Source organism: Alloactinosynnema sp. L-07, from assembly GCF_900070365.1.
Taxonomy (GTDB): domain Bacteria; phylum Actinomycetota; class Actinomycetes; order Mycobacteriales; family Pseudonocardiaceae; genus Actinokineospora.
Map to the genome: position 1 here is coordinate 3,778,054 of NZ_LN850107.1, position 19,103 is coordinate 3,797,156.

A 19,103-nucleotide genomic window follows, 5' to 3' on the forward strand; every position below is an offset into this window, starting at 1 on the left:
TGGTCGGGCCCCCCGCGCCACTCATCGACGCCCGTCAGTGTGACGGAATTGGCACCTCGGCCACCGTCACCCGGTACCCGACACTCCGCACCGACTCCACCTGCACCCCAGGCGCCGCGCAGCGCAACGACCGCCGCAACCGTTTGACCGCAGACACCACCGCCTGCGTGTCACCCACGTACGGCCGCCCCCACACGTGCGTGGTCAACTCGCTGAACGCCCACACCCGCCCCGGATCGCCCGCCAAGGCGTAGAGCAGATCGAAGTCACGCGACGACAGCGTCATCACCTCGCCATGCCACGTAGCCTCTCGAAGATCAGCGTCCAGCCGCAGCTTGCCGACCTCGATCACCCGGTGAGCGGACACCGCCACCGAACCGACGCCCTCGATCACCGCCCGCAGCGCGGCGTCGTCAGGCAGGTAGACGACCGCCACGCCCCCGGCGGTCGCCTCGGCTACCGCCGCCAACTGCTCGGCTGACGTCCCGACGCATAACACCATCGGAGTATCGAGTCCTCTGAACACGCCACCCCCAGGCTCGTCATTCACTAACAAGAACTTTCGCCTGGGAGGTGACTTCGTTACAGATCTTGCGGTCAGTAGGGGGTCACCGACCGCGAATAGACCGTAGAACGCCCGTCGAGAACGCTTCACGTCCGACGCAAGGTGCGGAAACGTCGAATACACCGGTGGTTATCAGTCGGCTACCGGCGGTCACACACGCGCGGTCCCCCCTGTGCCGCGTGGGAGGGAGCGACCTTGTTGTTACCCCGTCATCGACCTAGCCGGGTCTGGCTGGTCCTGATCACCGCCTTCCTGTCTCTGTTCACCATGATCACTGTCCCGGCGTCCGCCGCCCCGGACTCCACGAGCAAGATCGAGGAGTCCGTCACCGAGGCCTTGGAGGCCAAGGACAGCGCCGACTTCTGGGTCTACTTCACCGAACAGGCCGATCTCTCCGGCCCATCCCGCATCACCGACTGGAACGACCGCGGCCAAGCCGTGCTGGACGCCCTGCGCGGCACCGCCGACCGCGTTCAAGCCGCCGCGCGCGCCGACCTGGAGGCCGCCAGGGCCGACTACCAGTCGTTCTTCATCGCCAACGCGCTGCACGTGCGCGGCGGTACCACCGCTCTGGCTGAGTCGCTGGCGAACCGTTCCGAGGTCGCCTCAATACTCGCCTCACACACCTACTCCCTGCCCTCCCCTCAGCCCGCGGACCCGCAGGGCTCTGTCAACGCCGTTGAGTGGGGTCTGTCCGCCATCAACGCCGACGACGTCTGGTCGGGCTTCGGCGTGCAGGGCGAGGGCATCGTGGTCGGCAACATCGACTCCGGCGTCCAGTTCGACCACCCCGCCCTCGCGGCCAAGTACCGAGGCAACACCGGCGCGGGAACGTTCGACCACAACTACAACTGGTTCGACCCGTCCCGCGTCTGCGCCGGTGGCACCCCGTGTGACAACAACGGCCACGGCACCCACACCATGGGCACGATGGTCGGCGGTGACGGCGCCAACCAGATCGGCGTGGCTCCCGGCGCCCGGTGGATCGCGGCCAAGGGATGTGAGTCCAACTCGTGCTCGGAGGCGGCGCTTCTGGCGTCGGGCCAGTGGATGCTGGCGCCGACCGACTCGACCAACGCCAACCCGCGTCCGGACCTGCGCCCGCACGTGGTCAACAACTCGTGGGGCAGCTCCAACGGCGGCGCGGTGGACCTTTGGTACAGCGCGACCGTCAACGCCTGGCGCGCGGCGGGAATCTTCCCGTCGTTCTCCAACGGCAACGCGGGCCCTAACTGCAACACCTCGGGCTCGCCCGGCGACTATTCCGCCTCGTACTCCTCGGGCGCGTTCGACATCAACGGCGTGATCGCGTCGTTCTCCAGCCGGGGCCCCGGCCAGAACGGTGACGTGAAGCCGAACCTGGCGGCGCCGGGCGTGAGTGTGCGCTCGTCGATTCCAGGAAACGGCTACGCCGCCAACAGTGGGACGTCGATGGCATCGCCGCACACCTCGGGCACGGTCGCTTTGATGTGGTCGTCGGCACCGACACTGGTCGGTGACATCGCCCGCACCGAGGAACTCCTCAACGACACGGCCGTCGACGTCGACAACCTCACCTGCGGAGGAACCGCCGACGACAACAACGTGTTCGGCGAAGGAAAGCTCGACGCGTACGCCGCCGTGGACCGCTCGCCGCGGGGCCCGGTCGGGACCCTCGCGGGAACCATCACCGACTCGGCCACCGGGACGCCGATCTCGGGTGCCCGGGTCGACCTGGTCGGCCCCAGCAACCGTTCGCTCCTGACGACAGCGGCCGGGGCTTACACGTCCACCTTGCCCGTCGGCGACTACACCGTGACCGCGTCCGCGTTCGGCTACGGCAGGGTCAGCGGCACGGTGACCGTCACCGATGGCCAGGCGGCAACCCACGATGTCGCACTGACCGCACAGAGCCGGGCGACCGTCAGCGGCGTTGTTCGCTCGGACACCGGAGCCGCGGTGGCCAACGCCACCGTGCGGATCGCGCCCGGGCCTATCCCGGCCGTGACCACGGGTGCTGACGGGTCGTACTCGATCTCCAATGTGCCGCACGGCGACTACCAGCTGACCGCATCGGCAGGTGGATGCTCGGACCCGAGGACCCAGGCCCTGACGGTCGACGGCGCGGAGACCGTTGACCTCGTGCTGCCCAGCAGGTCGGACTCGTTCGGCCACCGGTGCAGACTGGAGGCCGCGTCCTATGTGGAGGGTGATACGCCAGTCACGCTGACCGGCGACGACGCCGCGACCTCGGTGGCGCTGCCGTTCGACTTCTTCTTCTACGGCAACACCTACCGTGACGCTCACCTGGCCACCAACGGCCACGTGAACTTCCTGGCCCGCAGCACCGCCTACGCCAACGCGGCGATCCCCGGAACCACGGCGCCGAACGCCGCGCTGTACCCGTTCTGGGACGACCTGCTGATCGACGCCTCCAGCCGGGTGATGACGAAGACCATCGGCACCGCGCCGAATCGGGACTTCGTGATCGAGTGGCGCAACGCGACGTTCTACCAGGCGACAACGACCCGCGTGGACATCGAGACAGTCCTGTCGGAGAACGGGGAGATCTCGTACCGCTATCGCAATCTCGACACCGCGAACCCGAGGGAGACCGGAAACTCGGCCACCGTCGGCATCGAGAACGCGACGGGCACCGTGGCGCTGCAGTACTCGCTGAACAGCTCCGTGCTGGCTGACGCGCAGGCGATTCGGTTCATCCCGCCTGCCAGCGGTGTGCTGACGGGCAACGTCACCGATGCCAACGACACCCTGCCCGTCGCCGGGGCGATCATCCGGGCGTTGAACGGCACGACCGAGGTCGCACGGACCACGTCGGCGGCGGACGGCACGTACCGCCTGCGTCTGCTGGCTGCCGACTATACCCTCGAGGTGGCCAAGCAGAACTACGTCACCAGTTCGGCGCCACTCACACTCGATGGTGATGTGACCGCCAACATCGCCCTCGACACACCTCGGGCCGAACTGAACACCACCGGGCTGACCTTCCTCGCCGAGGCGGGCCAACTGCGGACCGCGACGTTGCCGCTGCGCAGCACCAGCGAGCTTTCGCTGGACTACACGCTGACCAACGGCGCGTCGTGGCTGTGGGCGGTGCCGGGCACCGCGAGCGTCAAGCCTGGGACCAGCCAGAACCTCGTCGTTCGGGTCGACCCGATCGGCCTGGTCCCCGGGGTGCACGACTCGACGGTGACCTTGGCGACCAATGCGGGCCGCACGCCCACCTTGACGGTGCCGGTTCGACTGGTGGTTCCCGAGTACCGCAAGGGAATCAACGTCGGCGGGCCCGGGCTGACCGACCGCAACACCGACGTGTGGGTCGACGACCAGCGCTGGGAGCCGGGTGGTTTCGGGTATCTCAGTGGCGGGCCGGTGGTGACCACACGCAAGGCGATCGCGGGCACCGATGACGACGCGTTGTTCCAGTCGCAGCGGGAGAGCGCGGGCGGCTACCGGTTCGACCTGCTCCCCGCGGGCACCTACCAGGTCCAGCTCAACTTCGCTGAGCTGACCGCGTTCCAGCCCGTCGGCAAGCGGGTGTTCGACGTATCGATCAATGGGACGAAGGTGTTGCCCAACTACGACATCGCCGCCAGGGTCGGGACTCTCACCGCGGACGTCCACGAGTTCTGGGTGACCGTCCCGGAGGGAGGGTCGATCGCGATCGAACTGGCAGCGCTGCGGGGAAAGAAACCCCCGGTGCTGAACGCGGTGCGCGTCACGCACCGACCGGATCGCACCTCGTAGGCCGCTGACAGACGGGAAGGAGGTGGCTCCCGGTTTCCGGGGGCCACCTTTTCCGTTACGCAACAACGCGAAGGCGAGCAGCAGGCCCAGGCCCGCGGCCCAGTACCAGCTGGGATTCCGATGGTGGAGCTCCAACGTGGACATAAGTCCATGTTGGAGACGAATCCGGCCGATGTCATCACTCGAACGGGTGTTCGATTGTGACGCGTTGTGTTGTGAGTCAGCGGTTTCTGGGCCACTTGGTCCGCAGGGCGATCTCCCGGCGCACTACCTCCGGCAGCCAGCCGCTTACCGGCGAGAACTCGTAACCCACCGACATGCCGAAGTCGGCCGGATACGAGAACGGCGAGAGGTCCGCGTCCCCCGCGACGTCGTCGACCTCCTCGAACACCGCCGACCGGCCCGTCACGTCCTCGATGACAGACACCAGGTCCCGCACGCTCACCCCGTCCGGCGAACACGCGTTGACCGGCCCGGTCAGCGACACCCCGCCCATCCACGCGAGGAACGCGGCGATCTCCCGTGCGTACCCGAACGAGGACCGCCCCGGCGACCGGTGGGCGGCGATGCGGCCGCCGTCCAGCACACGGTCCACATGGAAGCCCAGCCGACCGGTGAACTCCCCTTCGGCCAGCACGTGCCCGACGCGGACGAACGCCACCGGGAACGAAGCCGCCTGGGCGAGCGCGCTCTCCGCCTGGCGCTTTCCCTCCGCGTACATGGAGTCCAAGAAGTTCGGCTCATGCCAGGGCAGCGAGACGTCATAGCCGAGGTTCGACGGATCCAGCTCGGCCTCCGCGGCGAACGCGCTTACCCCGGGCTGATCGCGATAGACCTCGATGGTGGACGTCATCACGAGACGGCCCACACGGCCGTCGAACGCCTTGGCCGCGGCCAGCGCGGCCACCGGCGAGTAGCACATCTGATGGATCACGGTGTCGAACTCGCGGCCCGCGACGGCGGCGCCGAGTTGGTCGACGTCGTTGGCGTCGGCTGTCAGGCGGTCGACGGTCTCGCCGAACGGGTCGCCCGTGCGTCCGCGCGTCAGCACGGTCACGTGGTGGCCGTGCGCCATCAGTTCCCGGACCAGGAACTTGCCGAAGAAACGCGTTCCCCCGATGACGCAGACATTCCCCATGTCTCCCCCTTTTCCCTCGATCAGCTCAACGGGAGGAGAGGCAGAAAATTCCCGTCAGGCGGATTCCCGCCACAGGCCCTCGATCCCCTCGGACCGGCAGCGATGGTCCACGTAGAGCAGCGACTGCAGAACCGCGGTCACCGGCGCGAACACCGCGCTGGTGATCACGGTGGCCAACGTGACCCCCACGGCCGCGCCGCCGCTGACCGCGGCGAACACCGCGTCCAGGAGAATGCCCGCGAGCCCGGCGACAGCACCCGCGAGCAGCATGATCCCGAACACCCGCCACCAGCCGACCGCGTGCACCAAGGCACGGGAACGACGAAGCGCGGTCAGGACGTCTAGACCCTCGACAACGACCACGGACGACGCGAACGCCAGTGCGGCGGAGGCGTAAATGATCCCCACCATCGCGCCGAGGAAGACCAGCACTCCGACCGGATCGGCGATGGCGGCCCCAAGCCCGACCGCTCCAACCCCGACGATCATGCCCGTCACCAGCAAGAACACGCCGAAAAGGCTAAGCAGCCGCGGCGCGACGGCCCACAGGCCCGCGGCGAAGCCGGTGGTGTGCCCGAACACCGCACGCGGCACGACGATGTTGACGACGCCGATCAACAACACCCCGAACGTCCCGTTGACCAACGTGGCGATGGCGGTCGCGATCAAGAACGGACGCGCGTCGGCGAAGGAGCTGATCACAGTCGGCGCCTGCGGAACCCCGCCGAGCGCGAGCACGGTGACCAGCGCGGTCACCAGTCCGGCGGCGATCGCCACGAGCAAGGCGGTCCCGAACAGAGCGGACGCGTTGCGGCGCAGTGCTTCAGTGGTGCCCTTGAGCAGGTCCGCCAACGCCAGCGGGCGCAGCGGGACGATGCCCAGTCGCAGGGCCTCGTTGTCGGTGCTCATCTTTAGGATCCCCCCTGGTCGGCGCGTGGACGATGGTCCCACGCGCCCGTCCACCGGGTTACAGCACGCCGCCCACGAATTTGAGGGCTTCGGGCAGGACCGCGCTCCAGTATGCGTTGTCGTGTCCGCCAGGAGTGAAGGAGGCCTTGACTGCCTTGGTGTTCTCGGCGAACGCGCGCGACGGGGCGATGAAGTCCTTGTCCTCCGTGCCACACCAGACGCCGACAGCGAGGTTGGCGTACTCGGTGGAGTGCCGCAGGGGCTCCCGCTTCTGCCACTGCGTCTGCTCGGCGAACGTCCCGGACCCCTGGGCGTCCGGCCACTCCTCGTAGAGCTTCGGGCTGATGGCGGCGACCGCGGAGAAGCCGGGGACGCGGGCGAGATTGAGCGCGCCCGCACCACCCTCGGATATACCGATGCACGAGAACGGCGTGCTGGCCAGGTCGTGATAGTCGAGCCACGCGGGCAGGTCTTCCATCAGCATGCGCTGAGGGTCGTCGTCCTTGTTGCCCACCCAGTTGCCACCGTCGACCGCCACGACCGCGAACGGGTCGGCGCCCGCCTGGACGACCTTGGTGAGCATGTCGGGAACCCCGAGGTCAAGGAACGCCTTGGCGCCGCCGAGACGCGGGTGCAGCGCGACACAGACCGGGATCGGCTCGGTGACACCCGCTGGGCGGATGATCACGATGTCGACCTCGCGATAGCGACCCGCCGACAGGTTGCGGCCGGTGGTCACCGGCTGGGTCGCCGAGGTCGGCGCCTTGGTCAGCAGGAGGTCCTGTGGACTCGCCCCAGGCGGCGCCTCCTGCTGGCACCCGGCAACCAGGCCGGCCCCGAGCCCGAGTCCGCCCAACAGCACCGTCCGACGGGTTAGTCGAACAGTTCGCGCAGTATTCACAAGTTCTCCGCTCGTCACGGACCCCTGGCGAGATCTTAGGGGGCTAGGGCGTGCCACGGGACCCCTCGCTCGAACCTGTCTCACCACCCGCGCCACCCGGGGATTGTAGGGGCGCGCGGAAGTGCGGAAGGTGGCCAATAAACGTGGATATGTGATCTAGGCCACAGATCACGTATCCACGTGATCAGGTCAGCCGTCCGATCCGCCGTGCCTGCGACGCAACTCACGCGCAAGCGCCTCCTGCGGAGTGATGTCGTTCTCGTTCAAGTGTGTCCATACCTGTTCGGCGGCCCGTTGGACCTGATCGAGCAACTCGGACACTAGCTCTGGGCCCGAATCAGCCTCCAACAGGAGATCGACCAGCAACAGCCAGACCACATCCGCTGCCGGTGTCCTCGATCTCCAACCGAGGGAACACATCTGCGACATAGGCCGACATCGTTCGTGCGTCAGCGTCGGCGAATCGACGGCGGGCAAACAGACCCAGGAGCCCCAGCGGATACGTGGGACCGATCTCCTCCTCGGCGAAGTCCCCCGGGCTGTGACCGAAGAACGTGGACACCCAACGCTCGAATAGCAGACGTTCGTGGGTCAGGTCAGGCCGAGTCACGCGCTTTCACTCCTACTTCCGGAACCTCTCAGTCGGGATACCTGGCGAAGCTCAACCGCGAGCCGGAGTCCGGGCGGCCGCCTCAAGGTGTCCTGGGGGTCGCCTTATGTCGCCGTTTTCCTTGGCATGTCGTCAGTTCGGATGGAGAGCGGCGGTCGTCGCGGCGAAGTCCGGCAACAAGTCGGTCTCCGTGCTGGACAAGACAGACCACGGTGTCCGAGCCAACCCGGAGGGCGCACGCACGATCCTGGGCACTGGGAGAAGAGGCGGGTAGGGCCGGTATCGACCTTGCCCGACGAGATCACTGGACGGGCAGCTGACTCAGGCAGGTCGCCGTGGGGCTGTCGGCGAATTCATCCCGTCCGGTTGCGATCCTCACATCGGGATCAGTTCGAAGCTGACCGCGGGCCTACCGCCGAAGTGGTTGCCCACGGCACCGGCGATCCGGCGTAGGAAGCCGTCCGCGTCGGCCATGTGGCCGCCGAGGGCGGCCAGGTAGGCGGCGTGGGCGCGCAGGGAGGCGATGCCGCGGTCGAGGGTGTCGGTGACGTCGACAGCGTGGGTGGCCTGTGGTGACGCGGCGACGGCGACCCAGCGCACGCCGGTCCAAGGGTCGCCCGCCTCGGGGAACAGCCAGCGGTTGGCGGCGTCGCGGACCGCGTCGAGCAGGGCGTTGCCGAGGTTTCGGTGGTCGGCCATGTTGAGGCCGCCGCCGGGGAACGAGGGGTGGTGGTTGATCGTGATCACCAGTTCGGGACGGTGACGGCGGATCGCGGCGGCCAGGTCGCGGCGGAGCGCGAGGCTGTGTTCGAGGAGGCCGTCGGGATGGTCGAGGAACTCCACGACGTCGACGCCCACGATCGCGGCCGCGGCGACCTGTTCGGCGGAGCGCAGCGGGCCCGCCTCGGCCGGAGGCATGGTGTCGATCCCGGCCTCACCCCGCGTGGCCAGCACATACGCGACGGAGCGGCCTTCGTCGGTCCAGCCCGCGATAGCGGCGGACGCGCCATACTCCAGGTCATCCGGGTGGGCGACAATGGCGAGCGCGCGCTGCCAGTCGGTCGGCATCGGTTCCAGGTCCACGGGTCTACCTCCTGCCCCACAGCATGAATGTCGAACTGGCGGGCGCGACCCCGATCCCGCCAGGCTCCTCCGTCAAGTCGGCCGACGACAGTTGGCACCCGCCGACGGTGTATCCCGCGTCCAAAAGGATCTTGCGCACCTGACCCAGTCGGTCCAGTTCCGGAACGAGCACCACAATCCGCTGGGCACCCGTTCCCGCGCACGCGCGGACGACGTCGGGTCGGGACGTGCCGATGAACACCGCGTCCGGGGTCGGCAGACCGGTGAGCGCCTCGGGTGGGTCTCCGTCGATGAGGCGCAGGTCGACGTTGTGGGCACCGGCGTTGGCGACGATGCGCACGCACAGCGCGGAGTCCCGTTCCACGGCGATCACCGCCGAACCGAGGCGGCCCGCCTCGATGCCCAGCGCGCCGGAGCCCGCGCAGACGTCCCAGAGCAAGGTCCCCGGCCGAGGCGCAAGACGTGCCAAAGCCAGCGCACGGACCTCGGGGGCGATGCCGACGCCGGATCGGGTGACGAAAGCGCTCTCGTCGAGTGCCCAGCCGTCGGCGGGCGGGATCGGTTCACCGCCTGCCATCCAGTGATCGTGGCCGACCGAGTCGAGGGAGACCAGACACAGCACCAGGTTGGGCTCGTGCCACGACCGCCGCTCCGCCTCCGTCGCGTCCACTATGGACAGCTTCTCGTCCGGCTTGCCGACGTTCTCCAGCACCGCGAGGTTGCGCCGCCAGCCGAAGAGTTCGCGCGCGAGTTCGGCGGGTCCGGCCCCTGGCGCGGTGAGGACGGCGACAGCCTTGCGGGCCCGACACACGTTGACCGCGTGCCGGAAGTCGCGGCCGCGGGCGCTGACCACGGTCAGGTCGTCCCACGGCCGCTTGATCATCGCGGCCATCCGCTGCACGTCGGTGACCGACGGCCAGGTGACCGTGGGCAGCCCGCGAGCGCGCAGCGAGCGCAGCGCGCCGAAGAATCCCGCGTCGCCGGAGACCAGCACGGTCGCGGGTTCGTCGTCGCGGACGGCGGCCGCCAGCGCGTCCAGGATGGACTCCGGCAGGTCCGCGCCCGCGACGATCAGCGTGCGCTCGGCCTCGGCGGCGTGGGCGGCCAGGTGTGTCCTGGAGCCCACGACGAGCCGAGCCTTGCCGAGCGCGACCTCGGCGCCCGCGGGCAGGACCCCGCCGTCGACACCGACAACCGTCACCGTCGTCATGGGCATCATTCGATCACGAACGGCGCTCGTTCGGCAGACTCAGATCGACCAGTGTGGACAAGCGTGGCAGCTTGCAGTCGCGATGCCCGCCGGTAGGAGTAGGCGCCGGTCAGACGACCTCCGGATTGGACACCGGGAGGATCTGTTCGTCCGCGGCCACCACCAACCACTCCAGTGTGACTTAGGTCACAACCAGAACTATCGCGGTCTGCGGGTCAGGACTTCTTGGTGGTTCGCCGGGCCGCTGTGCGGGGAGTGTGCCCGCCCTTCTTCGCCGGGGTCCTGGCCGCGGGCTTGGCGACGGACTGCGTCGGCTGGTCGTCCTTCACCTGCTCCGCGGGCAACTCCACCGGCTTACCGTTCGTGACCGGCGGCTCGATTTCGGCCACCGCCGGCCATGCGACCTTGACCGACCCGTTCGACGATCCGTTCAGGACGGCCTTGCCGTTCAGCTCGGCAGGTGCGATCTCAGCCAGCTTGGGGGCCGACCCGTTCAGGGCGGGCACCGCGGGTGCCTCGATCCCCGGCGCCTTGACGTCCGGTTCCTCGACCTCCGGCTCGACGCAGGTGCGGACCTTTGTGCCGTTGGTCCGCGACGACCACGCCGACGGCGACCGCGGCTCGGCCGGGTCGCGCCGCCAGCTGCGGGAGGACCAGCGCGGCGCGGGCGCCTCGCCGTCAGCCTTCACATAGCCGGCGCGCGGCTTGGACTCGCGCAGGGCGTCGCCGATGAGGAACAGAGTATGTCGCCACAGGTTGTGCCGTTTGACCTCGGCGGCGAGCTCCCCAATGGTGGTACGGGCGAGGACCTGGTCGGGCGAGGTGATCTTGTAGGCGACCGTCACCGGCATATCCGGGTCGACCCCACCGGCGATCAGCGTCTCGGCGAGTTCGGCGGCGCGGGCGGCGGGCGCCTGCACGGCCACCGTCGCGCAGCGGGTGACCAGCGCACGGACCTTGGCGAAGTCGGCCTCAGTGAACACCGCGGTCTCGGCGACGCCGTTCTCGGTCAGCGCGTTGCCCGTCGCGGCGGCCGCCGCCGACGCGGGCGCGATGCCCGGGACGATCTCGACGTCGAGCCCGACCTTCTCGCAGAGTTCGCGGTGTTCCCGCACGTCCGGCGCGTGGGCGGCGTCGCCCGCGAAGAGGCGCACGGCCTGGTGACGCCTGCTGGCCACCTTCCGGTACAGCTCAACGACTTCCTCGGCGCCCAGCCGACCGAGGTCGACCAGGTCGGCGCCGTCCTTGGTGTGTTGACGCAGCCAGGCCGGTTCGATCACAGCCGGTGTGTAGAGCACGAGATCCGCCTCGGCGATCCGGCTCGCCCCACGCAGGGTGATGAGATCGGCCGCTCCCGGTCCCGCTCCGACGAAGTGCACGGCGCCACGCATGGACACGACCGTATCGGTGTCGTGTTCGCCACCCGGACCTGCCCCCACGTGCACCCGATGTAACACTCGCACGCGTGAACCCGGACGAATCCCACCCCGCCGACGCGACGTTCGCGTGGCTCGACACCCACGCCGAGGAACGCAGGCGTGCCGGACTGACCCGGCAGCTGCGGCCGCGGCGGGCGGAGTCCGACCTTCTCGACCTGGCAGGCAACGACTACCTGGGCCTGGCCAGGGACAAGCGGGTCAGCGGGGCCGCGGCGGCGGCCACGCTGCGCTGGGGCGCGGGGTCGACCGGGTCCCGGCTGGTCACGGGCAGCACCGAACTGCACAGCGAGCTGGAGTTCGAGCTGGCCCGCTTCTGCGGGGCGCAGTCGGCACTGGTGTTCTCCTCCGGGTTCGCGGCCAACCTGGGCGCCGTGACAGCGCTGTCGGGCAAAAACTGCTCGATCGTCACCGACGCCTACATTCACGCCTCGCTCATCGACGGCTGCAGGCTCTCCCGGGCCGAGGTGGCCGTGGTCGCCCACGCCGACGCCGCGGCGGCCGGACGCGCCCTGGCGACCCGCCGCACCGAGCGGGCCGTGATGGTCACCGACTCCGTGTTCTCCGTCGACGGCGACCTGGCCCCCCTTACCGAACTGGCCGAGGTCTGTCGGGCCAACGGCGCCGCACTGATCGCCGACGACGCGCACGGCTTCGGCGTGCTCGGCGAAGGCGGCCGGGGCGCCGTCCACGCGGCGGGTCTGTCGGGCGCGGCCGACGTGGTGACAACGCTGACACTGTCGAAGTCGCTGGGCGCGCAGGGCGGCGCGGTCGTGGGACCGCGCCGGGTGATCCGGCACCTGGTGGAGAACGCGCGGTCGTTCATCTTCGACACCGGCCTGGCGCCGGGCAGCGCGGCGGCCGCGCTGACGGCCCTCAACATCCTCAAAGAGGAGCCTGAGCGGGCCGGGCAGGCCCTGACCGTGGCCACAACGCTGGCCGACGGGCTTCGAGAGGCGGGCCTGTCGGTGAGCGAGCCGACCGCGGCGGTGGTGTCGGTGCGGGCACCGTCCCCGGAGGCCGCGTTGAAGTGGGCCGACGACTGCCGGGCCGCCGGGGTGTGGGTCGGGTGTTTTCGGCCGCCGTCAGTGCCGGATCAGGTGTCGCGGCTGCGGCTGACCGCGCGCGCCGACCTGACCAACGCCGACATCGATCGGGCGGTCGGCGTCATCACCGCCCACGCGCCTCGCTGACCGCGGGGCGGCGCATCGTGATGTGCTGGATGCCATCGTCGTCGTAGGGCTCGCCTACCGGGACATAGCCGAACCGGGCGTAGAGGCCCTGGGCCTGGACCTGGGCGTGCAGCTCGCTCTCCACATCGCCGAGGTACTCCACGGCGGCGGTCATGAGCTTGGCACCCAGGCCCTGGCCACGGGCCTCGACGGCGGTACAGACCCGACCGATCTTTGGCGGCTCACCGGCCAGCACCCGCAGGCACGCCAGCGGCGCGGGCGCGTCGGCGGGCTGCCACCAGAAGTGGACGGTGTCGACCAGCAGGTCGAGCCCGTCGAGTTCCGGATACGGGCAGTCCTGCTCGATGATGAAGATGGCTACGCGCAGCCTGAGCAGGGCGTACAGCTCGGCGGTCGACAGGTCTGGGCCGGCGGCTCGGTGCAGGGTCACACCATCCTGGATAGCACAGTGGACACTACGGCTGGTCGAGTTGGGCCTTGATGTCGTCGGCGTAGCTGGCGACCCGGGTGTAGACGCCGGGTTTGCCCGCCTCGGCGCAGCCCTCGCCCCAGGATGCGACGCCGACCAGTCTGCCCGCGACGACCAGCGGTCCGCCCGAGTCGCCCTGGCAGCTGTCGACGCCGCCTTCGGGATATCCGGCGCAGACCATGGATGCGGCCGAGAACCCCGCGTACGACTCGGCGCACGAAGCGTCGGCGATGATCGGGACCTCGGCTTTGAGGAGATAGCGGGAGGTGGGCCCGCCGTCGGACGTGCGGCCCCAGCCGAGGATGACGCCCCGCGTGCCGGGCTTGTACGCGTCAGCGTCGTCGGCCACCGTCAGCGGCCGCTGCGCGAGCGGTTCGGCGAGGGTGAGCACGGCGACATCGCTGCCTCCGACGACCTCGCCGAACTCGGGGTGGATCCAGGACTTGGCGACCCGGACCTCGACGCCGTCCGTGCCGCGCTTGTCCTCGCGGCCCGCGACGACACGGATGTCGTTGGCGTCATAGGCCTGAGCGCAGTGCGCCGCAGTGACGACCTTGTCCTTGGCGACGAGCGTGCCGCCGCAGAACTGGTAGCCGTCGCGGGTGGCTATATAGACGATGTAGGGATGGTCGGCGATCTTGGCTCTGGTGCCGCCGACGATGTCTTGGCGCGCGTGGGCTACGAACTGTCCGAGAATGACGGTGATGATGGCGATCGCGGCGATGACGCCGAGGATTCGGCGCGCGACGGTTCCCCCCATGGGAGAGTCTCCTGTCGGTGAGTCTGGGCAACGGCGTGTGCCCCCACAGACACGCTAGGTCAAATGGCGTAGCGAATGTGAGCCCATGTGGTCGCACGAACGGGTGGAAGTTGCTGAGGCATGCTGGAACCGTGCCGTATCGTCTGCCGACCGTCCTCACGCTAGCCGTCGCCCTGCTGGCAGCCGCCTGCGTAACCCCACCCGAACAGGACGCGGCTCGCAGCGCGACCTCACCCCGGACAACGTCGATCGAAGGCCCGACCGCCACCGCGCCTCCGATCACCACTACGCCCAGTACACCCGCGCCGACGACAACGACCGCGACACCACCCGTGTGGGTGGTCGGCGCGAACCCACTGCCACTGCGACCCGACGGCTTCGGCAAGGTGCTGCCCACCCCGCCGGTGTTGGCCAACCGCGCGCTGCCGACCGCCGACCGCCTCCCCCCACCCACCGGCGGCTACGCGGCGACGATCAATCCGATTCCCGCCGATGTCCTGGCGCGCAGCACCTGGCGGCCGGAGTGCCCGGTCGGCAAGGACGACCTCCGATACCTGACGATGTCGTTCTGGGGCTACGACGGCCGTGCCCACACCGGCGAGATGATCGTCAACGCCCAGGCCGCCCAGGGCGTGACCAGGGTGTTCGGCAAGCTGTTCGAGGCACGGTTCCCGCTGGAGGAGATGCGGGTGACGGCCCGCCCGGAACTCGATCTGCACCCCACTGGCGACGGGAACAACACGACGGCGTTCGTGTGCAGGCCCGCCGTGAACCTGAAGACGTGGTCCGCGCACGCCTACGGCCTCGCGATCGACGTCAACCCGTTCTGCAATCCATACATCAAGGGCGACCTCGTGCTGCCGGAACTCGCTTCGTCCTATGTGGACAGGAAGAACGTCCGCCAAGGCATGATCTTCGCGGGCGATCTGGCGGTCCGAGCGTTCACGAACATCGGCTGGACCTGGGGCGGCACCTGGACCTCCCCCCGCGACATCCAACATTTCAGCGCGACCGGAAGATGACCGCGCGTACCGAGCGTCAGACGATCACGCCCGCTCGAAGGATGACAGCGGCAAGACCTTTGGCGACAGGAGATAGCGCGCTGGCGTGGGCGAAGTCGATCGCACTGTTCTCCTGGCCGCGCTCACCGAGATCGGCGGGGCATGGCTGATCTGGCAGCGTGTCCGCGAACAATGCGGCCATGGATCGTCGGCGGAGTCCTTTCCTTGGGCTGTACGGATTCGTGGCCACGCTATCGGCTCCGCAGTGTGCCTCATCGGGGTCACCGTGATCATGTACGCGCCACGCACCTAGGTTCGCGGGTCATTGCATCCCCTGAACCAAAGCCGGCACGGCCATAGATCGCACCATCGCCTCGATCATGCCGACCAGCAGGATCGACTGCGGCATGGAGCCCCGGGGCCCGGAGGTATCAGCGCACGTTCAACCGAGGCCTCTTCGGCACCCGCCGATCGTTCGACCGAGCCCTACGGCACCCGCCGCGCGTTTAGCGGTGTGCCGCACTGGTTATGCCTTCGTGGTGGGTTCCTCCTCTGTCTTCGTGCCGTTGCCGAACTTGCTGAAGACCTTGCCCGCCGCTCCGGACAGCGCGTCGCCGACGTCGTTGAAGACCTTGAACAAGGGGTCGTTCGAGGTGCTGAAGGACTCCTTGTAGGACTTGGCCGCCGAACGAAGGTCGTCGGTGAAGGCGGACGACGGGTTGTCGTCGTCGCGGCGTGGGTACTCGCCCGCCAGGATGGCCCGGTATTCCTCCGACGCGGCCCAGCGCTGGAGTTGCGCGGCCCGGACGACGGCGAACGGGTGGCTCATCCCTTCCACCGCGCGCAGCTTGTGGATGCTGTCGCGGATGTCGTCGACCTCGTCGTACTCCTTGGCCTGCTGCAGGAACGACGGGATGTCGATCTGGGTCAGGTCGGTGCCGCCCGCGAGGTAGACGTGGGTGCGCAGCGCGGCCTGCGGGTCTTGGGCGCAGAGCAGGCCTGCCCGGTCGCACGTCAGCTCCGCCTTGCGGAACCACTCGCGCAGCGCCGCGATGGCCGCGCGCAGGGCCAGCGCGCCCGCCGGGATGAACGCGATGGTCATCTGCAGGTGCAGCAGCCGCAGCAGCAGCGTGCGCAGCACGGCGTGGCCCGAAAGCACGTGGCCCATCTCGTGGCCGATCACGAACCGCATGCTCTCGGTGTCGAGCGCCTCGACTAAGCCCGTGGTCAGGACGATGAAGGGCTCATCGATGCCGACCGTCATGGCGTTCGCGACCGGGTTGCGCTCGACGTAGATGTTGGGCACCGTGTCCAGGTCCAGCGTCTCGGCGCACTCGATCCGCAGCTGGTTCAGCTTCGGGTACTGCTTCTCGCCGACTCGGATCGCCGATGCCAACGCGAGCAGCCGCTCGCCGCGCTCACTGAACAGTCCCGAGACCGCCTTGAGCACTTCGGACACCCCGGGCACCGCGCGCAGGCCCGCCATGGCCCCCCGGTCGGCCGGGTGCTCGTAGGCTCGCGGGCTGATCCTTGGAAAGCGCACGCGCGTGGTCGAGCGTGAGACTTCGTTGTCCGTCACTGGGTTCCTCCCCCAAACGTTCGACCCCTCGAATCGGTCAGGACCCAATGTAGGCGGATTCGTCGATGAGCGTCGGAGTTTGTCCACAGGCCGTCGGGGATAGCCTGCCGGGGACACCACCCCGCACCTGGAGGACTCCCATGAGCCTGGATCGGCCGGTCGCGCCCGACCCGTACGAGCTGCTGCCCCGTGTCGCCGCCTTCACCGTCACCTCAGACGACATCGCCGATGGCGTGAAACTCGACCTCAAACACGTCTTCGGCGGCGCGGGCGGCGAGAACGTCTCCCCCCAGCTGACGTGGAGCGGGGCGCCGGAGGGCACCCGGAGCTACGTCGTGACCTGCTTCGACCCCGACGCCCCGATCCCGGGCGGTTTCTGGCACTGGATCGCGGTCAACATCCCGGCGTCGGTCACCGACCTGGCCGCAGGCGCCGGGTCAGGCGACGAGACCCTGCCCGACGGCGCGTTCCACGTGCGCAGCGACTTCAGCACCCGCGACTTCGGCGGCGCCGCCCCGCCACAGGGCGACCAGGACCACCGCTACTACTTCGTAGTGCACGCGGTCGACGTCGACAAACTCGACGTCGACGAGAACGCGAGCGCGGCGGTGGTGAGCTTCAACCTCGCGTTCCACACCCTGGGCCGGGCGATCATCACGCCGACCTACCAGCATTAGTGCTGGACGTCGATGACCAGCCGCGTCGGTGACGTGAGGGTGAAGACCGTCACCGACGCGCTGCGGCGCAGGCCGAGTCCGACGCCGACGACTCCCTCGAAATCGCCGTTGAGCGAGACGGCCATGACATTGGCGAGCTCACGGGTGCGGAACTTGCGCGGACCGGGGTAGGTCGACTCGCCCGCGTCGTTGTGCGCTGCCGCGCCATGAGCGTTGACCTGCACGAACGCGCACCCGGTGAGCCAGTCGACCTCGCCGCTGGGGTCGGCGATGAGTTCGTCGGTGGGATCGTGGGTGAAGGTGGGCGCGGTCCCGGTGAAGTCGAGAACGACCCGGTCGTAGCTCTCGTGCCTGCCGACCCGGATCCCGGTGAGCAAAGTGGTCATGTGATGCAAGAGCGTCACGTGGTTCACCCGATACGGTTTGATTGTCGGGTGCGGAAATTCGACCTCATCATCATCGGCACCGGCTCCGGCAACTCCATCCTCGACTCCCGGTTCGCCGGGCTCGACGTGGCGATGGTCGAACGCGGCGTGTTCGGCGGTACCTGCCTGAACGTCGGCTGCATCCCGACCAAGATGTTCGTCCACACCGCCGACCTGGCCGCCACCCCCGCGGCGGCACAGCGATTCGGTGTCGACGAGACGTTGAACGGCGTGCGATGGCCCGAAATCCGCGATCGGGTGTTCGGCCGGATCGATCCGATCACCGAAGGCGGCAGGCAATACCGCGCTCACCACGCGGACAACGCCAACGTGACCCTCTTCGCGGGCAACTCCCGGTTTGTCGGGGAACGGACCATCCAGATCGATGGCGCCGAGACGATCACCGCTGATCGAATCGTCCTCGCCGCGGGCGGCAGGCCGGTCGTTCCGGACATCGAGGGCTTGGACGAGGTCCCGTTCCACACGAGCGACACCGTGATGCGCATCGCGGAGCTGCCGTCGCGGATGGTGATCCTTGGTGGCGGGTTCATCGCCGCCGAGTTCGCCCATGTCTTCTCGTCCTTCGGCGTCGAGGTGACGATCGTGGCTAGGTCCGGCGCGCTGCTGCGGCAGGAAGACCGCGACGTCAGCGCCAGGTTCACCGAGTTGGCGAGGAGTCGCTGGGACGTGCGGCTGGAGCGCAAGACGGTGCGCGTGGACCGCGTCGGCGAGGGCGTGCGCCTCGAAATGGACGGCGCGGAGGTGGTCGACGCGGACGTCCTGCTGGTCGCCACCGGACGCACGCCCAATTCCGACCAGCTCAACTTGGCGGCGGCGGGGATCGACGTCGATCCGGGCGGCTACGTGGTGGTCGACGAACATCAGCGGACGACAGCCGAGGGCGTGTGGGCGCTGGGCGACATCTGCTCGCCGTGGGAACTCAAGCACGTGGGCAACCACGAGGCTCGGGTCGTCCAGCACAACCTGCTCCACCCGGACGCGCCGATCGCCGCCGACCACAGGTTCGTGCCGCACGCGGTGTTCAGCTCGCCGCAGATCGCGTCGGTCGGGCTGACCGAGCAGGAAGCCGAGCGGCGGGGGGTGCGCTATGTCGTGTCGAAGCAGGATTACGCGGGAATCGCGTACGGCTGGGCGATGGAGGACACGACCGGGTTCGCCAAGCTGCTGGCCGACCCCGCGACCGGGCAGCTGCTCGGCGCCCACATCATCGGACCGCAGGCGTCGACGGTGATCCAGCCCCTCATCCAGGCGATGAGTTTCGGACTCGACGCGCGGTCCATGGCGCGCGGGCAGTACTGGATCCATCCGGCGCTGCCGGAGCTTGTGGAGAACGCGCTGCTCAGCCTCCCACTGGAGATGGGACACTAGGGGTCGGAAGT

17 protein-coding genes are annotated in these 19,103 nt (G+C 68.8%); 5 read left to right on the forward strand and 12 right to left on the reverse strand.

Annotation, left to right across the window (positions count from 1 at the left end; genetic code table 11):
• Window positions 1-34: 34 nt before the first annotated feature.
• Window positions 35-499, reverse strand: a complete 465-nt coding sequence (locus tag BN1701_RS16625; RefSeq protein WP_231949617.1) for a winged helix-turn-helix domain-containing protein — start codon at window positions 497-499, stop codon at window positions 35-37.
• A 261-nt stretch (window positions 500-760) separates the two neighbouring features.
• Here BN1701_RS16625 and BN1701_RS16630 point away from each other — a divergent pair, with 261 nt between their 5' ends.
• Window positions 761-4,312 carry a carboxypeptidase regulatory-like domain-containing protein gene (locus BN1701_RS16630; protein ID WP_157368025.1) on the forward strand — a complete coding sequence of 1,184 codons (3,552 nt, stop codon included), beginning with the start codon at window positions 761-763 and terminating at the stop codon, window positions 4,310-4,312.
• A gap of 220 nt (window positions 4,313-4,532) precedes the next feature.
• Here BN1701_RS16630 and BN1701_RS16635 read toward each other — a convergent pair whose 3' ends face one another.
• The 6 genes from BN1701_RS16635 to BN1701_RS16665 form a co-directional block, all read right to left on the reverse strand.
• The gene (locus BN1701_RS16635) at window positions 4,533-5,450 is read right to left on the reverse strand and encodes an NAD-dependent epimerase/dehydratase family protein (RefSeq protein WP_054049906.1); all 918 of its coding nucleotides are present in this window, start codon (window positions 5,448-5,450) and stop codon (window positions 4,533-4,535) included.
• Between the two features lie 54 nt (window positions 5,451-5,504).
• Window positions 5,505-6,359 (reverse strand): hypothetical protein, encoded by an 855-nt coding sequence (locus tag BN1701_RS16640; protein WP_054049908.1) that lies wholly within the window; start codon window positions 6,357-6,359, stop codon window positions 5,505-5,507.
• 58 nt (window positions 6,360-6,417) lie between these two features.
• Window positions 6,418-7,221: an alpha/beta hydrolase family protein gene (locus tag BN1701_RS16645; RefSeq protein ID WP_082859889.1), complete on the reverse strand. Its 804-nt coding sequence runs from the start codon at window positions 7,219-7,221 to the stop codon at window positions 6,418-6,420.
• Between the two features lie 1,024 nt (window positions 7,222-8,245).
• Entirely contained in the window at window positions 8,246-8,938 is a 693-nt protein-coding gene (locus BN1701_RS16655) for a PIG-L deacetylase family protein (RefSeq protein WP_054055911.1), read from the reverse strand.
• 19 nt (window positions 8,939-8,957) lie between these two features.
• Entirely contained in the window at window positions 8,958-10,163 is a 1,206-nt protein-coding gene (cbiE, locus tag BN1701_RS16660) for a precorrin-6y C5,15-methyltransferase (decarboxylating) subunit CbiE (RefSeq protein WP_054055912.1), read from the reverse strand.
• 215 nt (window positions 10,164-10,378) lie between these two features.
• Window positions 10,379-11,554, reverse strand: a complete 1,176-nt coding sequence (locus tag BN1701_RS16665; protein WP_054049915.1) for an SAM-dependent methyltransferase — start codon at window positions 11,552-11,554, stop codon at window positions 10,379-10,381.
• A gap of 74 nt (window positions 11,555-11,628) precedes the next feature.
• Here BN1701_RS16665 and BN1701_RS16670 point away from each other — a divergent pair, with 74 nt between their 5' ends.
• Entirely contained in the window at window positions 11,629-12,792 is a 1,164-nt protein-coding gene (locus BN1701_RS16670) for an 8-amino-7-oxononanoate synthase (RefSeq protein WP_054049916.1), read from the forward strand.
• Here BN1701_RS16670 and BN1701_RS16675 read toward each other — a convergent pair.
• Together BN1701_RS16675 and BN1701_RS16680 are read right to left on the reverse strand one after the other, a co-directional pair.
• On the reverse strand, window positions 12,770-13,222 hold the full coding sequence (locus BN1701_RS16675; RefSeq protein WP_082859890.1) for a GNAT family N-acetyltransferase: 453 nt from the start codon (window positions 13,220-13,222) through the stop codon (window positions 12,770-12,772). The two genes, BN1701_RS16670 and BN1701_RS16675, sit on opposite strands and share 23 nt — an antisense overlap.
• Window positions 13,223-13,247: 25 nt before the next feature.
• Complete coding sequence (locus tag BN1701_RS16680; RefSeq protein ID WP_054049920.1) at window positions 13,248-14,021, reverse strand: trypsin-like serine protease; 774 nt, start codon at window positions 14,019-14,021, stop codon at window positions 13,248-13,250.
• A 131-nt stretch (window positions 14,022-14,152) separates the two neighbouring features.
• On the opposite strand from BN1701_RS16680, the gene BN1701_RS16685 reads away from it, so the two are divergent.
• Window positions 14,153-15,043 carry a M15 family metallopeptidase gene (locus BN1701_RS16685; RefSeq protein WP_231949618.1) on the forward strand — a complete coding sequence of 297 codons (891 nt, stop codon included), beginning with the start codon at window positions 14,153-14,155 and terminating at the stop codon, window positions 15,041-15,043.
• A 16-nt stretch (window positions 15,044-15,059) separates the two neighbouring features.
• Here the strand turns inward: BN1701_RS16685 and BN1701_RS35610 are convergent, their stop codons facing one another.
• A complete protein-coding gene (locus BN1701_RS35610; protein WP_157368027.1) occupies window positions 15,060-15,224 on the reverse strand; it encodes a hypothetical protein in 165 nt (54 codons plus the stop codon).
• A 324-nt stretch (window positions 15,225-15,548) separates the two neighbouring features.
• On the reverse strand, window positions 15,549-16,601 hold the full coding sequence (locus tag BN1701_RS16690; protein WP_054049922.1) for a M48 family metallopeptidase: 1,053 nt from the start codon (window positions 16,599-16,601) through the stop codon (window positions 15,549-15,551).
• Between the two features lie 140 nt (window positions 16,602-16,741).
• Here BN1701_RS16690 and BN1701_RS16695 point away from each other — a divergent pair, with 140 nt between their 5' ends.
• Complete coding sequence (locus BN1701_RS16695) at window positions 16,742-17,278, forward strand: YbhB/YbcL family Raf kinase inhibitor-like protein (protein WP_054049924.1); 537 nt, start codon at window positions 16,742-16,744, stop codon at window positions 17,276-17,278.
• Here BN1701_RS16695 and BN1701_RS16700 read toward each other — a convergent pair.
• Complete coding sequence (locus BN1701_RS16700) at window positions 17,275-17,682, reverse strand: hypothetical protein (RefSeq protein ID WP_231949619.1); 408 nt, start codon at window positions 17,680-17,682, stop codon at window positions 17,275-17,277. The two genes, BN1701_RS16695 and BN1701_RS16700, sit on opposite strands and share 4 nt — an antisense overlap.
• Before the next feature lie 30 nt (window positions 17,683-17,712).
• Here BN1701_RS16700 and BN1701_RS16705 point away from each other — a divergent pair, with 30 nt between their 5' ends.
• Window positions 17,713-19,092: a mycothione reductase gene (locus BN1701_RS16705; protein ID WP_157368028.1), complete on the forward strand. Its 1,380-nt coding sequence runs from the start codon at window positions 17,713-17,715 to the stop codon at window positions 19,090-19,092.
• The last annotated feature ends 11 nt before the right edge of the window (window positions 19,093-19,103 follow it).